This window comes from Micromonospora cathayae, assembly GCF_028993575.1.
GTDB lineage: Bacteria > Actinomycetota > Actinomycetes > Mycobacteriales > Micromonosporaceae > Micromonospora > Micromonospora cathayae.
The window spans coordinates 596,939-616,170 of the sequence record NZ_CP118615.1; the positions used below are offsets into that span (position 1 = coordinate 596,939).

Here is a 19,232-nt window from a genome sequence, read left to right on the forward strand (position 1 = left end):
CCCGAACAGGTGAACCCGGCCGGGCAGGGCGGGCGAGCCGGGCAGGTGGATCCGGCCCGACAGGGTGGGCGAGCCGGGCCTCATGCGGCGACTCCGAGCAGGGCGGCGGCCAGGCCGATCAGCAGGGCACCGGCCAGCACCGCCACGGCCGCCCGGGGCAGCGCCGCCCGGTGCAGGGCGGCCAGCCCGCCGCCCAGGCCGGTCGCCGCACGTCCGCTGCCCTCCACCGCGCCGTCCACCACCCGCTCGTCCGCGGTACGCGCCAGCCGGGCCAGCCCGACGACCGGGCGTACCACCAGGGCGTGCTGGACGGCGTCGAGCCGGAACGCGGACGCGAACACCGACCGCAGCGGACCCAGCGCGGTCGCCGGGTCGGCGGCCGTGTCCCGCCGCCACCGGGACCAGGCGAGCCCCGCCCCGAGCAGCAGCAACGCCACCGGCAGCAGCAGCTCCGGACCGAGGTGGACCAGGTCCCCGGTGGACGGGGCGGCCAACCGTGCGGCGAACGCCGGCCAGAACCCGGCCAGGCCGAGCAGGGCGGCCGGCACGGCGAGCAGCAGGATCGGCCAGCGCATCAGGGCGGGCGGGTCGTGCGGGTGGGCCAGTTCGGCGCGCCGCCGGCCGAGGAAGGTGCGCAGCAGCAGCCGGGTGGCGTACCAGGCGGTGACCGCGACGCCGAGCAGCCCGGCCAGCCAGACCAGCCAACCCACCCAGACCGGCGTCGGGCCGGTGCCGTGCAGCGCCGCCTCCTGGGCGACCGCGAGCACGCCCTCCTTGCTGAAGAAGCCGGACAGCGGCGGCAGCCCGGCCAGCGCGCCCAACCCGACCACGGTGCACCAGAAGGTGACCGGCATGTCCCGGCGCAGCCCGCCCATGCCGGACATCAGCGTGGTGCCGACCGCGTGGATGACCGCCCCGGCGGCCAGGAACAGCAGCGCCTTGAACGCGGCGTGGGTGAGCAGGTGAAACAGGGCCGCCGAGGTGGAACCGACGGCCAGCGCCCCGGTCATGTACCCGAGCTGGGACACCGTCGACCAGGCCAGGACGCGTTTCAGGTCGTCCTGGGCGGTGGCCGCGAACGCGCCGAGCAGCAGGGTGACCGCGGCCATGACGCCGAGCACCGCCAGCGCGGTCGGGGCGGCCAGGAACAGCGGGTACAGCCGGGTGACCGCGTACACCCCGGCGGCGACCATCGTCGCGGCGTGGATCAGCGCCGAGATCGGGGTGGGGCCGGCCATCGCGTCCGGCAGCCAGGTGTGCAGCGGGAACTGGGCGCTCTTGCCGGCCACCCCGGCGAGCAGCAGCAGGCAGGCGGCGGTGAGCGTACCGGTGGCGTGGTCGTGGGCGAGCACGTCGGCGATCCGGAAACTGCCCGCGCTCACCCCGAGCAGGGCGATGCCGAGCAGGAATCCCACGTCGCCCACCCGGGTGACCAGGAACGCCTTCATCGCGGCGGCCGGCGCCCCGGGCAGCCGCCGGTCGTGGGCGATGAGCAGGTACGAGCAGACCCCCATCACCTCCCAGCCGACCAGCAGCAGGATCAGGTCACTGGAGACCACCACCAGCAGCATCGCGGCGGTGAACAGGCTGATCTGGGCGGCGTACGGCGGGTAGCGGTGGTCCACCTCGACGTCGTCGTGCGGGCCGCGCCGCAGGTAGGCCACCGAGTAGACCTGCACGGCCAGGGCCACCGCGGCCACCGCCACGGCGACCAGGGCCGCCGCGCCGTCCAACCGGACGCCGAGGGTGACCCGCAGGTCGCCCAGCTCGATCCAGGTCCGGCTGGCCTCGGTCGGGGCGTCCAGGCCGACCAGCAGGGCCACCGCGAGCGCCAGCGCCCCGGCCGCGCCGGCCACGCCGAGCGCGATCGCGGCCCGTCGGGCCCGTTCCCCGCCACCGGCCCGGCCCCGGGGGGAGGGTGCCAGCAGCAGCCCGGTCAGCCCCGCGAGCAGCGGTACGGCCGGCAGCAGTACGCCGAGGGTCGTGACGCCGCTCACCGGGCGACCTCCTCGGCGGGCCGGTCCGTCCGGTCGGGGCGCTGTTCCGGGTCGGCGGCCACCGCGGGGCGTTCGGTCAGCGGGATCTCGTCCACGGCCACGGTGGCCCGCAGCCGGTACAGCTGGAGCACGATCGCCAGCCCCACCCCGATCTCGGCGGCGGCCAATACGATCACGAACAGCGCGAACACCTGCCCGCCGTGCGGCAGGGTGGCCCGGACCGTGGTGTCGGCGGTGACCAGGACCAGGTTGACCGCGTTCAACATCAACTCGACCGCCATCAGCACCAGCACGGCGTTGCGCCGCCGCAGCACGCCGTAGACGCCGAGCCCGAACAGCAGGGCGGCGGTGACGTACGGGATGACCGGCCTCACCGGCTGTCCCCGCCCCGTCGCGGCCCGGCACCGATGTCGGGGCGACTGATCACGATCGCGCCGACCAGGGCGGACAGCAGCAGCACCGAGAGCACCTCGAACGGCAGCACCCAACTGGCGAACACCTGCGTGCCGAGGCGCTCGGCGGTGCCCGCCTCCGGCAGGTCCACCCGTGACCAGCGGTACGCGTCAACCAGCAGGACGGCCAGCCCCAGCCCGGTACCGCCGCCGATCAGGGCGGCCGGCCAACCGGGCCGGTCCAGGTCGTCGGACGGGCCGATCGGGGCACGGGTCAACATCACCGCGAACAGCAGCAGCACCACCACCGCGCCGACGTAGATGAGCACCTGCACCCAGGCGACCAGCTCGGCGGTGAGGACGAGGTAGATCCCGGCCAGCGCGCCGAGGCACACCACCAGGTAGAGCCCGGCACGGACCAGGTGCCGGGTGGTCACCACCAGGACACCCGCGCCGACCGCCACCGCGCCGAGCGCGAGCAGCAGCACGTCCGCACCGGTCACTCGGGCGTCCCTCCGGTCGCGGCGTCGGGGCGTACCCGGGGGGCGGCCGGACGGGCGGCGGGGCCGGCCGGGAGGGCGGCCTTGCGCGCGGCGGTGGTCTCCTCCTTGGCGGGCTCGCCGTTCGGATCGTGCGCGGGCGGCGGTGGGACGGTGCCCATCCACTGCCCGAGGTGGTCCTTGTCGTGCAGCAGGTCCTTGATGTCGTACTCGGCGTACTCGAACTCCGGCGACCAGTAGAGCGCGTCGAACGGGCAGACCTCGACGCAGATGCCGCAGTACATGCAGAGCGAGAAGTCGATGTCGAACCGGTCGAGGACGTTGCGCTGGCGGGGGCGGGCCGCGCCGGGCACGGCCACCTCCTCCTTGTGCGAGTCGATGTAGATGCACCAGTCCGGGCACTCCCGGGCGCAGAGCATGCAGACCGTGCAGTTCTCCTCCAGCAGGGCGATCACCCCACGGGAGCGCGGCGGCAGTTCGGGGGCCACGTCCGGGTACTGCTGGGTGTGCGTGCGGCGGGTCATCGTCTTCAAGGTGACCGCCAGCCCCTTGGCCAGACCGCTGCCGGGCACCCCGCCCCCGCTCACGACGCCGCCTCGCTGCGCTCGCTCATGGTGCTCATCCTGCCCGGTCCGCCGGGCGTGCGCGACCACCACCCCACACTTGCCGGCGGTACGGTGGACGGCGGGGAGAACGACCGCACCGGCATCCGTACCTGGAAGGACCGACCGATGACCGCCGCGCTGCAGAGCGACCTTCCGCCCGAGGGCGGGTGGACGACCGACGATCTGGACGCGCTGCCCGAGGACGGCCACCGCCGTGAACTGCTCGATGGAGTGCTGCTCGTGTCCCCCTCCCCCACCCGGATCCACCAGACCATCGCCGCCCGCCTGACGGTGGCGCTCGAGGACGACTGTCCCGACGAGTACGACGTGACCCAGGCCGTCGAGGTGCGGATCGGCCGGAGCCGCTCCTTCATCCCGGACGTGCTGGTCACCACTGCCGAGGCCGCCGCCCGTAACCCGTCCCACTACCGGCCGCACGAGGTGGTCCTGGTCGTCGAGATCGTCTCGCCGAGCACCCGCTCGATCGACCGGGTGCTGAAGCCGGCGCTGTACGCCCAGGCCGGCATCCCGTTCTTCTGGCGGGTCGAGGTCTCCGACGACGGATTGGTCGTGCACACCCACCGGATCGACCCGGTGGACGAGGTCTACACCGAGACCGGGCGTTGGACGAAGGTCGTCGACACCGGGGAGCCGTTCCCGGTGAACCTGCCGATCGCCCGGATCATGCCCCGGGGCCGGTGAGCGGGGCACGTCCGACGCCGGGGCGCGCCACCGTCGGGCCGGGTGCCCCTGGCTCGGTGCCGACCAGTCGGGTACCCCTGGCTCGGTGCCGACCGGTCCGGACGAAGGTCAGCGCGGCGACGCCAGGCGGGTGAGATGGGCGTCGACCTCGAACCGGGCGTCAGCGGCCCCGAGGGCACCGTAGAGCAGCCGGACGGTGAGCCCGTCCAGCAGGGTGGCCAGCCCGTCCGCCGCCCGGGTCACGTCGAGCCCGGCGGGTAGGCCGCCGTCGGTCCGGGCCAGGTCGACCAGGCGTTCCAGGTTGCCGCGCAGCTCGTCGGCGCTGCCCCGCATGATCTCGCCGATCCGGTCGTCGATCAGCGCCTCGGCGGTCAGCATCAGCCAGACCCGGGCCTCGAAGACCCGCTCCGCGTCGAGGGGGACCAGCTCCAGCACGGCGCGGCGCAGCGTCTCCAGGGCACCCACTTCGGTCGCCGGGATCCGCCGGGCCCGCCGGACGACCCGGTCCGCCAGGTGGGCCAGGGCGGCGCGGACCATCAGTTCCCGGGTCGGCAGGTAGTGCTGGGCGGTGGCCAGCGGCATCCCCGCCTCGGCCGCGACGGCCCGCACGGTGGTGCCGGCCACCCCGGCCCGGCTCAGCACGACACACGCGGCGGCTCCGAGCCGCCGTCGACGTTCCTCGTGATCCACGACCTTCGGCATCGGGTGATGGTACGTTATCGGTCGCTTGACCTAAATAGGTCAGCAGACTAATCTCGTCGCGATGAACCCGCAGCCGACCCTGGAACGTCCCGCCCGCCCCGCCCCGCCGGCCCGATTCACCTGGCTGGACCTGGCGATCGTGCTCGCCGTCGGTCTCGGCCTGGCCAATGCCCCGGTGGCCGACCTCCTCGCCCGGGGGCCGGCCCTGCTCGGCGCCTCCGACCTCGCCGCCACCACCGTCGCCTGGCTCGTGATCAACGGCACCCAGCTGGCGGTGGGCCTGCTCGTCACGTACCACCGCTTCGGTGCCGTACGCGGACCGCTGCTGCTGCACCGGCCCCGCGCCGGGCAGCTCCGCGCGGCGACCGGATGGGGTCTGGCGAAGGCCGCCGTCACCCTCGGGCTGCTCCTCGTCCTGCCGACGGCGCTGACCGCCGACGGCGGCGGTGAGGGCGGCTACCCGCCCGGCGGCCTGCTCGCCCAGTTCACCTTCGCGTTCTTCTTCGGGGCCATCGCCTCCCCGGTGTACGAGGAGGTCCTCTACCGGGGCGTCTTCTTCCAGGGGCTGGCCGCCCGGCTACCGGCGGTCACCGCGATCACCGTCTCCGCCGGGCTCTTCGCGCTGATGCACCTGCCCCGGGTGTTCAACACCATCAGCGCGCTGGTCGCCGGGCTGCTCTTCGCCTGGCTGCTGCACCGGTACCGCAACCTCTGGGTGCCGATCCTGGCGCACACGGTCAGCAACGGAACCCTGGTCGCGCTGGCCTTCCTCGCCCAGGCCGGCTGAGCAGCCGCCCGGCTCACCGGCCCAGCCACCCGGCTCAGCCGCCCACCACCCGGCTGAGCAGCCACCGGGCCGGGCCGCCGGTGATCGGCCATGATGGGGACGGCAGGCGAGCTGACACGACCGCGAGGGGGCGACGTGAGCGACGACGAGGTGCTGGAGCGCACCGGGGGCAAGTACGTCGAGCCGGGCGGCGAGTTCACCCGCGACCAGCGGTACATCGCCACCCGGATCACCGGGGACGGGCGGGACGGGTACCCGGTGGAGCCCGGCCGGTACCGGCTGGCGGTGAGCCGGGCCTGCCCGTGGGCCAACCGGCTGATCATCGTCCGGCGGCTGCTCGGGCTGGAGGACGCCATCTCGATGGCGGTGGCCGGCCCCACCCACGACAAGCGGAGCTGGACGTTCGACCTGGACCCGGACGGTCGGGACCCGGTGCTCGGCATCGAGCGGCTGGCCGAGGCGTACTTCCGGCGCTTCCCCGGCTACGACCGGGGCATCACGGTGCCGGCGATCGTGGACGTGCCGACCGGCCAGGTGGTCACCAACGACTACGCGCAGATGAGCCTGGACCTGTCGACCGAGTGGACCGCCTACCACCGTCCGGGCGCGCCCGCGCTGTACCCGGAGCACCTACGGACGGAGATCGACGAGGTCAACGCCCTGGTGTTCAAGGACGTGAACAACGGGGTCTACCGGTGCGGTTTCGCCGGCAGCCAGGAGGCGTACGGGAGGGCGTACCACCGGTTGTTCGAGCGGTTGGACTGGCTGGGCGACCGGCTGGCCGGGCAGCGGTACCTGGTCGGTGACACGATCACCGAGGCGGACGTCCGGCTGTTCACCACGCTGGTCCGGTTCGACCCGGTCTACCACGGGCACTTCAAGTGCAACCGGCAGAAGCTGACCGAGATGCCGGTGCTGTGGGCGTACGCGCGGGACCTGTTCCAGACCCCCGGGTTCGGCGACACCATCGACTTCGACCACATCAAGCGGCACTACTACGAGGTGCACCGGGACATCAACCCGACCGGGATCGTTCCGCTCGGTCCGGACCTGTCGAACTGGTTGACCCCGCACGGCCGGGAGGAGCTCGGCGGTCGCCCCTTCGGCGACGGCACTCCCCCGCCGCCTCCGCCAGCGGCCGAGCGGGTCGACCCGGCCCACACTCCGCTGCGCTGAGCCACCCCGTCGACCAGGAGTTCCCCGCCCCGATCCGCTGCCGGACCGGGGCGGGGGCCTCCTGACCGACGCCCCGGAGACGCCGCGGATTCATCGACATTCTTCACCGCTTAACGTAGCCTTCAATCGAATCTGATCGAATTAGTGGCGTTTCGCGCCGGAACCAGCCGGGCGGACGTCCGACCACAGTGTCCACTGTGGACGATCATCGAGGAGGGAACCTTGCGGAAGCCAGGTGGCAGAACGGTCCGTCGAGGCGTACTGGCCGGCATGGTCGCCGGGGCGCTCGTCGCCGCGGTCGCCGTACCGGCGGCGGCAGCCCCGGACGCGGCGGCCCCGGACCGGCCGGCCCCCGCCCCATTGCGGGCCGGCGGGCCGGAGGTCGCGCCGGACCGGTACATCGTGGTGCTCTCCGACGCGCCGACCGGCACCGACCGCAGCGCACGCACCGCCCGCACCACCCGGGCCGCCGCCCTCGCCGAACGGGCCGGCGGCACGGTCACCACCCGCTACACCCAGGTCCTCGACGGGTACGCGGCCCACCTGCCGCCGGCCGCCCTGGCCGCGGTACGCAACGACCCCGCCGTCGCGTACGTCGAGCGGGACACCCGGATCCGGGGCGGGCTGACCAGCGACGTGTCGACGCAGGCCACCCAGCCGAACCCGCCGTCGTGGGGGCTGGACCGGATCGACCAGCGCTACCTGCCGCTGAACAACAGCTTCGGGTACACCACCACCGGCTCCGGCGTCACCGTGTACGTGGTCGACTCGGGCATCCGGGCCAGCCACGTCGACTTCGGCGGCCGGGCCAGCGGGGTCTACGACGCCGTCGGCGACGGCAACGGCACGAACGACTGCCACGGCCACGGCACCCACGTGGCCGGCACCATCGGCGGCGCGACCTACGGGGTCGCCAAGTCCGTGACCATCAAGGCGGTACGCGTCCTCCAGTGCGACAACAGCGGCTGGACGTCGGACCTGATCGAGGGCATCGACTGGATCGCCGCCAACCGCGACCCGGTCTCGGTGGCGAACTTCAGCCTCCAGGGCTACGGCACCACCCCCAACACCGCCGTGGAGAACCTGATCAACACCGGGGTGCACACCGTCTTCATCGCCAACAACTTCAACACCGACGCCTGCACCAACGGACCCCGCTCGTCCCGGGGCATCACCGTCGCCGCCACCGACAGCGCCGACAACCGGGCGTCGTTCTCCAGCTACGGCACCTGCGTCGACATCTTCGCCCCCGGGGTGAACATCACCTCCGCCGGCATCGCCTCGAACACCGCGTCCGCCCCCGGCTGGTCCGGCACCTCGATGGCGGCACCGCACGTCAGCGGCTGGGTGGCCCGCTACCGCCAGCAGTTCCCCACCGCCACGCTGGCCCAGGCCAAGAGCGCCCTGATCGCCGCCGCCACCACCGGCGTCGTGGTCAACCCGGGCCCCGGCTCGCCGAACCGGCTGCTCTACGCCGCCCCGTGACCGTCAGGAGGGGTCCCGGTCGTCCCGGGGCCCCTCCGCCGTCACACCGCCACCCGCACGGCGGCGGTGAGGACGAGCTGGGCGAGCGCGGCGGGGACCAGGACCAGCCAGCACAGCCGCTGGAGCTGGTCCTCCCGTAGCCGGGGGTACGACACCCGCAGCCAGATGATCACGAACGAGACGGCGAACACCTTCAGCAGGGTCCAGAGCCAGCCCAGGTACTCGTCGCCGAACGGCCCCTGCCAGCCACCGAGGAACAGCACGGTGGTCAACGCGGCGATCACCACGATGCCGACGTACTCGGCGAGCAGGAAGAAGGCGAACCGCAGGCCGGTGTACTCGGTCATGTACCCGAACACCAGCTCGGAGTCGGCCACCGGCATGTCGAACGGGGGCCGCCGGATCTCGGCCAGCCCGGCGACGAAGAAGACCAGCATGGCCGGGGCCTGCCAGAGCAGCCACCACGGCCGCCACGCCTCGACGATCCCGGACAGGCTGAGCGTCCCGGCCGCCATCGCCACCGACGCGGCGGCCAGCACCAGCGGCAGCTCGTACCCGAGCAACTGGGCCGCCCCGCGCAGGCCACCGAGGAGGCTGTACTTGTTGGCCGACGCCCAGGCGGACATCAGCACCGCCACCACGCCGACCCCGACCACGGCGAGGACGAAGAACAGCCCGATGTCCAGCGGCTGACCGACCAGGTCACCCGGCCCGAGCGGGATCACCAGCAGGGCGAGCAGGTACGGCACCAGCGCCACCGCCGGGGCCAGCCGGAACACCTGCCGGTCCGCCTCGCGCGGGGTGACGTCCTCCTTCTGGACGAACTTGACCCCGTCCGCGATGAGCTGCGCCCAGCCGTGGAACCCGCCGGCGTACATCGGGCCGAGCCGCCCCTGCATGTGCGCCATCACCTTGTGCTCGACCTGCCCGACGATCAGCGGCAGGGTCAGGAAGGCCACCAACACCCCGACCACCCGGACGGTCAGCTCCAGCCAGAGCGGCATCAGGACGTACCCCCGTCGGCGGCCGCCGCCCCGGGCTGTTCACCGGCGTCAGCGGCCGACGACCCGGGCTGCTTGCCGGACGGACGGACCGGGCGCTCGCCGGGCACCCGGGGCGGACGCTCACCCGACGGACGGGCCGGGCGCTCGCCGGGCACCCGGGGCGGGCGGGCCGGGCGGGCGGGGGCGCCGCCGCGTGGCCCCTCTCCGGCTCCGGCGGCACCGGCCGGGGTGGGTACCGTGCCCCACTCACCCGGCGCGGGCACCCCCGGCGGCCGGATCGGGCGGCGACCGCCACCGGCCTCCGACTCGCCCGGTTCCTTCGCGCCCGGCCACGGCTTCGCCACCCGGGAGGCGAGGACGAACTCCTTGCGCAGCGGGTTCCCCTCGAACTCGGGCGGCAGCAGCAACGGGCGGAGGCTGTCGTGCCCGGTGAACCCGATGCCGAACATCTCGTACGTCTCGCGCTCGTGCCAGGCCGCGCCCGGGTACAGGTCCACCACGGACGGCACCTCGGCCCGGTCCCGGGGCACCCGGGTGCGCAGCAGCAGCCCGTGCCGGTGCCTGGTGGACCAGAGGTGCGCGACGATGTCGAAGCCGCTGTCGAGCTCGTCCACGGCGGAGAGCCAGTCGAAGAAGTCGCAGGCCAGCTCGGTGTCGTCCCGGGCGGCCCGGACCGCGTCCCGCCAGCGGGCGACCGGCACGTCCACGGTCGCCCGCGCGTACGCCTGACCGCCCGACACCGTCGCCGTCACCGCCCCAGCCTCTCCCGCCGCGCCGTCCACACCGGCTTCCCCCCGCACGCCGCCGGCAACGCCCACGCCATCGGCAACGCCCACACCGCCGGCAACCAGCGCAACCAGCCGTCCCCCGACCCCCTCCGCCTCCATGCCCCCGATCCTATGGCCCTCCCGGCCCCGCGCTCCCCCTCGGCATCCCGTCGATCATGAAGTTGGTGCGGCTCGGGCCGGCGTGTCGTGACAACAACTTCATGATCAACAGGGGTAAGGCGGTGTGGGGGGTGGGGTGAGCGGGGAGGATCGGGAGGGTGCGGGCGATTGTGGTGACAGCGGGGGTGGCGGGGTCGTTGCGGCTGGACCGGGACTGGCCGGAGCCGCACCCCGAGGAGGGCGCGGTCCTGGTCGAATCGCTGGCCGTGGGGATCTGCGGCACCGACCACGAGATCATCGCCGGCGAGTACGGCGAGACGCCGCCCGGTGCCGACGCCCTGGTCATCGGGCACGAGTCGCTGGGCCGGGTGCTGGAGGACCCCACCGGCACCCTGCAACCCGGCGACCTGGTGGCGGGCATCGTCCGGCACCCCGACCCGGTACCGTGCACCAACTGCGCGGTCGACGAATGGGACATGTGCCGCAACGGCCGCTACACCGAACACGGCATCAAGGCGCTCCCCGGCTTCGCCCGGGACCGGTGGCGGATCCCGCCGAAGTTCGCCGTCGGACTGGAACCGGACCTCGCCGACGTGGGGGTGCTCCTCGAACCGGCCAGCGTGGTCGCCAAGGCGTGGGACCACATCGACCGGATCGGCCAACGCGCCGAGTGGCAGCCGCAGAGCGTACTGGTCGCCGGGGCCGGGCCGATCGGCCTGCTCGCCGCGCTGGTCGCCAGCCAACGCGGGCTGACCGTGCACGTGCTGGACCGCACCCCCACCGGACCGAAACCGGCGCTGGTGGCGGCACTCGGCGCGACGTACCACACCGGCACGGTCGGCGAACTGGACTTCGAACCGGACATCACCCTGGAGTGCACCGGCGCACCCGCCGTGGTGCTGGAGGTGATGTGCAAAGCCGGACACAACGGCATCGTCTGCCTGACCGGGGTGTCCAGCGGTGGCCGCACCATCGACTTCGACGCCGGGGCACTCAACCGGGCCCTGGTGCTGGAGAACAACGTCGTCTTCGGGTCGGTGAACGCCAACCGCCGGCACTGGGAGCTGGCCGCCGCCGCGCTCGGCCGGGCCGACCCCGACTGGCTGGGCAGCCTGATCACCCGGCGGGTGCCGGTGGAGGCGTACCCCGAGGCGTACACCCCCACCGGGGAGGACATCAAGGTGGTGCTGGAGTTCGCCCGCTGAACGGGGGCAGGGGCTACAGGCCGGGCAGCTCGCCGTTGCGGAACAGGTCCACGAAGAGCTGATGGTCCCGCCGGGCCTGGAGGCCGTACCCGTGGGCGAACTCCACCAGGTACGTCACGAAGCCCTCCGGGTCGGCGTCCACCGCCGCGACGATCGCCTCCTCGGTGGAGTAGTCGACCAGGTCGTGGCTGGACTCGTCGTCGGCCACCGAGTGCATCCGGGCCACTGCCCGACCCAGGTCGCCGACCACCCCGGCCAGCTCCTCCGGCTCGTTGACGTCGGCCCAGTCCAGGTCGGCGGCGTACGGGGACACCTCGGCGACGAGCTGGCCCACCCCGTTCAGCTCGGTGAAGCCCAGCCACGGGTCGGCGTGCGCCTGCAACGCCCGCTGCGACTCCGCCGTACGGTGACCCTGGTGCCGGAAGTAGCCACGGACCCGCTCGTCCTCGATGTGCCGGGCCACCGCGGGCACCTGGGCCTGCTTCATGTAGATGACCACGTCGTTCTCCAGCGCCTGGGTGTGCCCCTCCAGCAGGAGGTTGTACGACGGCAGCCCGGCCGAACCGATACCCACCCCCTTACGCAGCACCACGTCCTTGACGTGCGCGGAGACCGGACGCAGCCGGGCACTGGACGGCGGCAGGGTGTCCAGGTACCGGCCGAACGCCTCGCACACCGCCGCCCGGGTGGCGTCGTCGACCTCGTACACGCCGTCGCCGAGGGAGAACCGGCGCTCGTAGTTGTCGACGGTCGTCTGCGCGGCGAGCAGGTCGACCCGGGTGTTCAGCCGGGCCTGCTGGAGTACCTGCCGCAGCACCCCGTCCGCGTTGTCCAGGGTGATCGAGCCGATCGCGTCGTCACCGCCGTGGGCGATGGCGCGCAGCTCGGTCAGGTACGCGGTGGCGAAGGTCTCCACCAGGTCGCTGATCACCCGGTCGGAGAGGGCCTTGGCGTACCCGATCAGCGCCACGCTCGCCACGAACCGCTTCAGGTCCCAGGAGAACGGGCCGACGTACGCCTCGTCGAAGTCGTTGACGTTGAACACCAGCTGCCCGGAGGCGTTCATGTAGGTGCCGAAATTCTCGGCGTGCAGGTCGCCGTGGATCCACACCCGGCTGGTCCGCTCGTCGAGGAACCGGTCGTCGGCGTACTCGCCGCGCTGGTCGGCGTAGAACAGGGATGCGCTGCCCCGGTAGAAGGCGAACGGGGTGGCCGCCATCTTGCGGAACTTACGACGAAAGGCCGCCGGGTCGAGGGCCATCGACTCCCCGAACTCCTTGATCAGGACGTCGACGATGTGGGCGGAGCGGCGGTCCGCAGTGTGGTTCATGGCCGGCAAGGTTAGCCGCCGCCCGCCACGCCTCCGACTACCCCCGTGGGTGGACCCAACCGACGAAACGGTCGGCCAGGTCGACGGTCGGCGTACCCCCGTCGAGCTGGGCGAGCTGCTCGACGGCCTCCGCCTGGAGCGCGGCCAGACGCAGCGCCAACGCCGCCCGGTCGCCCCGGAACTCGCCGAGCAGCCGCAGCTTCGCCGGCGAGCAGGGCCAGGCGATCCCGCAGGCCCGGCAACGCCAGGTCGGGCGGGACGGCAGATGCTCCCGGAACCTCATCGCGGGCACCTGCCAGCCCCGCTGGGAGCCGGGCATCGGTGAGCCCCGTTCCCGGGAACCGGGCGTCCGCGCGTCGTGAGCGCCCCGGACCGGGCGGCGGGCCGCCGGCACGGGCGGGGTGGCGAGCCACCGCAGCCCCGCGCGCCACACGAACAGCTCACGCTTGGCGACCGCCTCGCCCCGGGCGTCCAGCTCGTACGCCTCGATCCAGGCCCAACCGTCGTACGCGGGCCGGTCGGCCAGGTGCCGGATCACCCGTACCACGATCGGGCGGACGAACTGCACACTCGCCGCGCGGGTGAGGTGCAGCAGGTCACCGCCCCGGATCGGCCGTTCCGCCGTCACCACCGGCCCCCGTTCCTCGGCCGGTACGGGCGCAGTCCGACCGCCCTCGACGTGAACCGGTCCGGGCAGGGTGCCGGCAGGCCACACGAGCAACGCCGCCACCACGACCACCACGTCCGCCGGTGCCGAGGAGCGAACGGCACGGGTCTGGGTACACGTCGGAAGACCATGGCCGCAGACTCGTGGCCCCGCCGTTGACAGGTGGTCAACCCCTCGGTTGACAGGTCGCCAACCCCCGGTCGCCGGAGGCTGCGACCGTGCACGTGGTGGCACTCTCCGAAGTCGCCGCCCACCTGGGCGTCTCGCGTCAACGCGCCGCGATCCTGGTGGACCGCCCCGACTTCCCCGCCCCGATCGACACCCTCACCGTCGGCCGCAGCTGGGACGCCGCCGAGGTCCGGGCGTACGCGGCCCGACGCAACCGCCACCTCGCCGACGACGAGCCCACCTGACCCGTCCCCGCGCTCCCGACCGCCCGGGACTGCTGATCATCGCCGACACGGCTACGTGTCCGCTGCACTGGACTGCTGGGCCGAACTGGACCGTTGGCTGGCCGAGCGCGAGGGCACCTACTGCTCGTCGAGCACGCATGGCCGTGCGGGGGCGGCCGCGACTCCCGGGACCCGCACGCTGTCCGGAGCCGCATGCTGTCCGGGACCGGGCGGCGCGATCCGGCTGCTCCGGGATCGGGGACCCGGTGACAGCACGACCGTTGGTGGCTGCCTGAGGTGTAATCCGTACGGCGTGTCGTCCACCTGAGCCACCCAGAACGCCGCCGCGACGCCCAGCCCGTTCCGGATGACCCGCAGCACAGGATCCGTGGGACAGGACCTCAGTGCTTACTCGTCCAGGGTGGCTGGATGGCACATGCAAGCAGGCCGCGGACGCTTACTCCTCGTGATGATGACGCGCAGGCTTTCCTCAAGAGATGACCGGAAAGCCCATACTCACGGTCTACGCTTTGCGTTGGAATTAGTCAACGCAGCCTTGGCGCGGCGTCGCGTCTTGTGCCCACGACTGTCGTAACTTCGTGACGGTGCCATGTAGCTAGCGGCCATGTAGCTAGCGCTTGGTCATCAACATCATAACTCTGGGTAACCAGAAGGGGCGGGAAGTCAAACTTCCCGCCCCCGGTGGACATCAGCGACGAGAACGGGCTACCAACCAGACCGTCGCCGACTGTCCCAGCACTGCGAGGGCCTTTGCCGCTATGGCGAGGCCCTCGCGCTGTTGATAAGCCGCCATCAAGGCGACCAACTCCAGCGCGGGGCCCGCGATACGCCACACCCGCACCACTCGCGGGACCGGCCGTACCGGCTCTTGCCCCTCCTGCTCCTGCACTTTCCCTCCAAGTGGCCCCCGGACGGTCCGGAGCACCGCGGATGGCCCCGGAACATGGGGCGCTGGAGGTAAGCGTCAGGCGCAGCAGCACCGAGGAATGACGTTACGGGAACGGCTAGACACACTCCTCCTCGTCTTGGACGACACGCCGACAACGCAGGGAAAAGTCGCGTCCACAGTTGTGGCGTTGCCGCCCGCGTCCTGACTGAGCCCTCACCCTGGACTTAACGAGCTCCTTCGCCTGCGCCTGAAGGCGCAGACCTCGGGAGTCCTCCGCCAGCGGCCGATCTTGTCCCAGTTCGGCGAGCTCGGTGATACCAGGCCGATCAGGTGGTCAAGGGGTGCGGCGCTCGGCCGGGGGGGCGTACCGGCGGTGCGGTGAGCGACTCGACCGGTCGCGGCGCGGCGCCCGGCGGGAGGGAATCGACCGGGGAGGCCAGCGGGTCCGGGCGGGACACCCCGCCGATGCCCGACTGCTCGGCGGCGATCTTCTCCTGGAGGCGGAGGATGCCGTGCAGCAGCGCCTCCGGCCGGGGCGGGCAGCCGGGCACGTACACGTCGACCGGGATGAGTTGGTCCACGCCCTTGGTCACCGAGTACGAGTCCCAGTACGGGCCGCCGCAGTTGGAGCAGGCCCCGAAGGAGATCACGTACTTGGGCTCGGGCATCTGGTCGTAGAGCCGCTTGATCGCCGGGGCCATCTTGTCGGTGACGGTGCCCGAGACCACCATCAGGTCGGCCTGGCGGGGGCCGTGCGCGAACGGGATCACGCCCAGCCGGATGAAGTCGTGCCGGCCCATGCTGGTGGCGATGAACTCGATCGCGCAGCAGGCCAGCCCGAAGTTGAAGACCCAGAGCGAGTAGCGGCGGCCCCAGTTGAGCACGAACCGGATCGGCTCGCCGAGCACTCCCGGCAACTGCACCCCGGCCTCCTCCCGTGTCCCCGAACCGACAGTCAACCACAGTGGTACCGGGGCCGACCGGTGCAACCGGACCGGCGGCCGGTACGTGTCACCAGCGTCGCCCAGCGCGGCGACCGTGACGGGGAGGAACAGTGACGGTGACCACGGATCCGAGGCTCGATGAGCCCCCGCCCGGCCATCCCGGAGCCCGACCGGGCCACCCGGAGCAGCCGGTGACCTTCGACGAGCTGTACCACGCGCACTTCCGGTCGCTGACCGTGCAGCTCACCGCGTACTGCGGGGACCTGTCCCAGGCCCAGGACATGGTGCAGGAGGCGTTCTACCGGGCGTTCGCCCGCTGGTCGACGGTCTCCCGGTACGACGATCCGGTGGCCTGGGTACGACGGGTCGCCTGGAACCTCGCGACCAGCCGGTGGCGGCGGCTGCGGACCGCCCAGTCGTTCCTGCGCCGGCAGCGCGAGGAACACGTACCCGGTCCCGGTCCGGACCGGGTGGCGTTGCAGGCGGCGCTGGCGCTGCTGCCGCCCAACCAGCGACGCGCGGTGGTGCTGCACTACCTCGCCGATCTCTCTGTCGCCCAGATCGCCGAGCAGGAACAGGTACCGGAGGGGACGGTCAAGTCCTGGCTGCACCGGGGGCGGGCGACGCTGGCGACCCACCTGATCCCGAACGGGGTGAACGACCATGCCTGAACCCGACGACGCACGGCTCGGCGCGGAGTTCGAGGCGTACCGCGCCCGGATCCTCGCCTCGGTCGACCCGGCCGGACCGGTCGACGTCCGACGCACCGTCCGGCGGCGGCACCAGCGCCGGGTGGCGACGGTCGCGGCCGTCACGGTGGCCGCGGTGGCCCTGCCGATCGCCGGCTTCGCGGCCCTGGCCCGCCACGACGACCCGCCCCCGACACCCGGGCAGACCACGCCCGCCCCCCTCCCGACCACCCCGCCGACCAGCGCCGTTCCCGACCCCACCCGCACCCCGAGCAGCAGCCCCACCGGCCCGGACGGGCTGATCACCCGGGCCCAACTGCTCGCCACCCGGCTCGACCTGCCGGACTGGGAGCCCGGTCCGGCCTGCCCGGCCGAGAGTGTCCGGCTGGCCGGCGACGACGACACGCCCGGCACGGTCTTCCTGGCCGGTCTCGACCACGGTGACGTGGACCGCGACGGGGTGGTCGAGACGGTGGTCCGGTTGCAGTGCGTCCGACCGTACGGCGGGCTGGGCCAGGTGGTGGCGCTCGAACGGAACGCCCAGGGCGGGATCGTCGTGCTGGCCCGGGTGATGCACACCGACGTGGACACCCCGGAGGTGCTGGACGCCGTCGAGGTGCGGGACGACGGCACGGTCCGGGTGCGGATCACCGACCGGCTGCCGGGCGCGCCCGGACCACGGCAGACCCTGTGGCGGACCTACCGGTGGACCGGTGACGGGTTCGTGCACAGCGGCGGGCCGACGGGCTGGCCGGTGGCCCCCGGCGCGTCCGGTACGCCCACCGGTACGGCACCGCCGGGCCGTCCGCCGCTCACGGTGACCGCCACCGACCTGGTGTACGAACCGGCGGCCGACGTCGGCGGCTACCGGGGCACCAGCACCGTCACCGTGGTGAACACCAGCTCACGGACGATCCAGCATCCGATGGTGACCTTCCCTACCAGCGAGACCGACCATCCGGTGCACGCGGAGTGGACCGACTGCCCCACCGGGGTGGGCCGACCCGACCGCCTCACCTGCGTCACCCGGCCGATGGCCCCGGGCGAGAAGCGCCGGATCGTCTTTCCGTTCTCGAGCACCGACGCCGGCCCGGCCCGCAAGGTGGTCGTCCTGGTCCAGGAGGGCACCGGCGACGAGGACGCCACCCCGGTGTCCGGTTCCTCGATCCGGACCACCTTCACCGCCTCCTTCGCCGACTGAGGTACCCCGGGGGACGGAGGAGCGTCAGTACACCGGGCGCTGGAGCAGGCTGACGAACTCGACCAGCAGGCGTTCCCGCAGCGCCGGCGGTGCGGCGTTGAGCAGCGTGTTCACCGGGGCCATCCGGTCGGGCAGGCCGGCGGCACCGCCCAGCCCGAGGCCGGCGGCGAGCCCGGCGACCAGCTCCGGGGTGAGCGCCTCCGGGGGCAGCGACGCCGCCATCGCCAGCAGCTCGTCCGGCAGCCGGACCGGCCCGGCGGCGCGGGCCGCCGCCACCGCGTCGGCCAGGTCCGGGCCGAACTCGTCGACCTTCGGGGCGACCGCGGCGGTGACCGTCAGGTGCACGCTGGCCGGCAGGTCGGCGTACGCCATCTGGGGTTGGGTGTGCCAGCCCCGGGCGGTCAGCTCGTCCACCAGCACGAACAGGTCGAGCCCGGGGTCGGTGGTGGTGAGGCAGACCACCGTCGACTCCGGTTCGGCCAGCAGCCGCAGCCCCTCGACGCCGCGTACCGCGTCGGCAAGCCGCCGGACCGCCGTCAGGGTACGGTCGGCCAGCTCCAGGTAGCCGGCGTCGCCGAGGTGCCGCAGGGTGGCGTACGCGGCGGCGATCGGCCCGCCCGAGCGGGTGGACGAGATCACCGGGTTGATCATCGTGTACCCGGGCCAGTCGGCGAAGGCGAAGTACTGCGGGGCGCGCAGTGTCGGGTCCCGGTGCAGCAGCACCGACACGCCCTTCGGGGCGTACGCGTACTTGTGCAGGTCCACCGAGATCGAGGTGACCCCGGGCACGGAGAGGTCGAACCGGGGCACCGGCAACCCGAGCCGGCGCAGGTACGGCAGGGTCCAGCCACCGAAGCAGGCGTCCACGTGGCAGCGCACCCCGGCCCGCGCGGCCACCGCCGCGATGCCCTCGACCGGGTCCACCACCCCGTGCGCGTACGACGGCGCGGAGCAGACCACCAGCACCGTCTCCGGGCGGATCGCGGCGGCCACGTCGGCGACCTCCGGACGCAGCGTGGCCGGGTCGACGGGTACCGGGTCGAGCGCCACCCGCAGGTAGTGCGCCGCCTTGGCGAACGCGGCGTGCGCGCTGACCGGCACCACGATCCGGGGTTCGACGAGGTCCGGGCGGGCGTCCCGGGCGGCCTTCACGGCCAGGATCAGCGACTCGGTGCCACCGCTGGTGACGCTGCCGACCACGTCGGGCGCGCCGGTGCCCGGCCCGCCGCCGAGCAGCTTCGCCGCCGCCCCGACCAGCGCGTTCTCCATCGCCAGCAGGGACGGGAACGCGGTCGGGTCGAGCCCGTTGACGTGCGCGCTCGCCGCGTGGGCCGCGGTGGTCAGCTCATCCAGGCCGGGCACCGCCGGGTCGTAGACGTAGGCGAACAGGCGTCCGCCGTGGGTGGGGCGGTCGGCGGCCCGCAGGGCCGCGATCTCGGCGAGCACCCGGTCGGCGGGTACGCCCTGCGCCGGCAGCGCCGGAGGCGGCCCACCCGCGCCGGGCGTACCCGGATCGTCGCTCGCCTGGTCGGTGCCGGACGCTGCGGCCTGGTCGGTCATCGGCTCGTGGGGCCCTTCTGTGCGGGGTCGGCGGTCCCGGCCGAGGCCGGCTGGACGGCGGCGGCCCGCCCGGCAGCGGAGCCAGGCTGCGCGCCGG

General features: G+C 73.2%; 19 protein-coding genes. 8 read left to right on the forward strand and 11 right to left on the reverse strand.

The window, feature by feature from the left end:
• Positions 1-80 precede the first annotated feature (80 nt).
• The 4 genes from PVK37_RS02770 to PVK37_RS02785 are packed head-to-tail and all read right to left on the reverse strand — an operon-like array spanning position 81 to position 3,476.
• The gene (locus tag PVK37_RS02770; protein WP_275032101.1) at positions 81-1,997 is read right to left on the reverse strand and encodes an NADH-quinone oxidoreductase subunit 5 family protein; all 1,917 of its coding nucleotides are present in this window, start codon (positions 1,995-1,997) and stop codon (positions 81-83) included.
• Entirely contained in the window at positions 1,994-2,371 is a 378-nt protein-coding gene (gene nuoK / locus PVK37_RS02775; protein ID WP_275032102.1) for an NADH-quinone oxidoreductase subunit NuoK, read from the reverse strand. The genes PVK37_RS02770 and nuoK overlap by 4 nt, the downstream gene beginning before the upstream one ends.
• Entirely contained in the window at positions 2,368-2,892 is a 525-nt protein-coding gene (locus PVK37_RS02780; protein ID WP_275032104.1) for an NADH-quinone oxidoreductase subunit J family protein, read from the reverse strand. Before PVK37_RS02780 ends, nuoK begins: the two co-directional genes overlap by 4 nt.
• Positions 2,889-3,476 (reverse strand): NuoI/complex I 23 kDa subunit family protein, encoded by a 588-nt coding sequence (locus PVK37_RS02785; RefSeq protein WP_275032105.1) that lies wholly within the window; start codon positions 3,474-3,476, stop codon positions 2,889-2,891. The genes PVK37_RS02780 and PVK37_RS02785 overlap by 4 nt, the downstream gene beginning before the upstream one ends.
• A 24-nt stretch (positions 3,477-3,500) precedes the next feature.
• Between PVK37_RS02785 and PVK37_RS02790 the strand changes: the two genes are divergently transcribed.
• Positions 3,501-4,196: a Uma2 family endonuclease gene (locus PVK37_RS02790; RefSeq protein ID WP_275032106.1), complete on the forward strand. Its 696-nt coding sequence runs from the start codon at positions 3,501-3,503 to the stop codon at positions 4,194-4,196.
• A gap of 108 nt (positions 4,197-4,304) precedes the next feature.
• Here PVK37_RS02790 and PVK37_RS02795 read toward each other — a convergent pair whose 3' ends face one another.
• Positions 4,305-4,898, reverse strand: a complete 594-nt coding sequence (locus PVK37_RS02795) for a TetR/AcrR family transcriptional regulator (protein WP_275032107.1) — start codon at positions 4,896-4,898, stop codon at positions 4,305-4,307.
• 61 nt (positions 4,899-4,959) lie between these two features.
• Here PVK37_RS02795 and PVK37_RS02800 point away from each other — a divergent pair, with 61 nt between their 5' ends.
• The 3 genes from PVK37_RS02800 to PVK37_RS02810 all read left to right on the forward strand — a co-directional run bounded on the left by PVK37_RS02800 (position 4,960) and on the right by PVK37_RS02810 (position 8,346).
• On the forward strand, positions 4,960-5,685 hold the full coding sequence (locus PVK37_RS02800; RefSeq protein WP_275032108.1) for a CPBP family intramembrane glutamic endopeptidase: 726 nt from the start codon (positions 4,960-4,962) through the stop codon (positions 5,683-5,685).
• Between the two features lie 93 nt (positions 5,686-5,778).
• Positions 5,779-6,861 carry a glutathione S-transferase family protein gene (locus tag PVK37_RS02805; protein ID WP_423791047.1) on the forward strand — a complete coding sequence of 361 codons (1,083 nt, stop codon included), beginning with the start codon at positions 5,779-5,781 and terminating at the stop codon, positions 6,859-6,861.
• Positions 6,862-7,083: 222 nt separating this feature from the next.
• Positions 7,084-8,346 carry a S8 family peptidase gene (locus tag PVK37_RS02810; protein ID WP_275032110.1) on the forward strand — a complete coding sequence of 421 codons (1,263 nt, stop codon included), beginning with the start codon at positions 7,084-7,086 and terminating at the stop codon, positions 8,344-8,346.
• A 41-nt stretch (positions 8,347-8,387) separates the two neighbouring features.
• On the opposite strand, the gene PVK37_RS02815 is transcribed toward PVK37_RS02810, so the two are convergent.
• Both PVK37_RS02815 and PVK37_RS02820 read right to left on the reverse strand, forming a co-directional pair.
• A complete protein-coding gene (locus PVK37_RS02815) occupies positions 8,388-9,350 on the reverse strand; it encodes a complex I subunit 1/NuoH family protein (RefSeq protein WP_275032111.1) in 963 nt (320 codons plus the stop codon).
• Positions 9,350-10,102, reverse strand: coding sequence for an NADH-quinone oxidoreductase subunit C (locus PVK37_RS02820; RefSeq protein ID WP_423790986.1), 753 nt, complete (start codon positions 10,100-10,102; stop codon positions 9,350-9,352). The genes PVK37_RS02815 and PVK37_RS02820 overlap by 1 nt, the downstream gene beginning before the upstream one ends.
• Positions 10,103-10,395: 293 nt before the next feature.
• On the opposite strand from PVK37_RS02820, the gene PVK37_RS02825 reads away from it, so the two are divergent.
• Positions 10,396-11,442, forward strand: a complete 1,047-nt coding sequence (locus PVK37_RS02825) for a glucose 1-dehydrogenase (protein WP_275032113.1) — start codon at positions 10,396-10,398, stop codon at positions 11,440-11,442.
• A gap of 13 nt (positions 11,443-11,455) precedes the next feature.
• Here PVK37_RS02825 and PVK37_RS02830 read toward each other — a convergent pair whose 3' ends face one another.
• The gene (locus PVK37_RS02830; RefSeq protein WP_275032114.1) at positions 11,456-12,772 is read right to left on the reverse strand and encodes a DUF2252 domain-containing protein; all 1,317 of its coding nucleotides are present in this window, start codon (positions 12,770-12,772) and stop codon (positions 11,456-11,458) included.
• 37 nt (positions 12,773-12,809) lie between these two features.
• The gene (locus PVK37_RS31790; RefSeq protein ID WP_423790987.1) at positions 12,810-13,403 is read right to left on the reverse strand and encodes a hypothetical protein; all 594 of its coding nucleotides are present in this window, start codon (positions 13,401-13,403) and stop codon (positions 12,810-12,812) included.
• Between the two features lie 263 nt (positions 13,404-13,666).
• Here PVK37_RS31790 and PVK37_RS02840 point away from each other — a divergent pair, with 263 nt between their 5' ends.
• A complete protein-coding gene (locus PVK37_RS02840) occupies positions 13,667-13,852 on the forward strand; it encodes a helix-turn-helix transcriptional regulator (protein ID WP_275032115.1) in 186 nt (61 codons plus the stop codon).
• 1,215 nt (positions 13,853-15,067) lie between these two features.
• Here PVK37_RS02840 and PVK37_RS02845 read toward each other — a convergent pair.
• The gene (locus PVK37_RS02845) at positions 15,068-15,664 is read right to left on the reverse strand and encodes an NADH-quinone oxidoreductase subunit B (protein ID WP_275032116.1); all 597 of its coding nucleotides are present in this window, start codon (positions 15,662-15,664) and stop codon (positions 15,068-15,070) included.
• 131 nt (positions 15,665-15,795) lie between these two features.
• Here PVK37_RS02845 and PVK37_RS02850 point away from each other — a divergent pair, with 131 nt between their 5' ends.
• The gene (locus tag PVK37_RS02850; RefSeq protein ID WP_423790988.1) at positions 15,796-16,356 is read left to right on the forward strand and encodes an RNA polymerase sigma factor; all 561 of its coding nucleotides are present in this window, start codon (positions 15,796-15,798) and stop codon (positions 16,354-16,356) included.
• Entirely contained in the window at positions 16,349-17,575 is a 1,227-nt protein-coding gene (locus tag PVK37_RS02855) for a hypothetical protein (RefSeq protein WP_275032118.1), read from the forward strand. The genes PVK37_RS02850 and PVK37_RS02855 overlap by 8 nt, the downstream gene beginning before the upstream one ends.
• Before the next feature lie 24 nt (positions 17,576-17,599).
• Here the strand turns inward: PVK37_RS02855 and PVK37_RS02860 are convergent, their stop codons facing one another.
• The gene (locus PVK37_RS02860; RefSeq protein ID WP_275032119.1) at positions 17,600-19,135 is read right to left on the reverse strand and encodes a pyridoxal phosphate-dependent decarboxylase family protein; all 1,536 of its coding nucleotides are present in this window, start codon (positions 19,133-19,135) and stop codon (positions 17,600-17,602) included.
• Positions 19,136-19,232 lie beyond the last annotated feature (97 nt).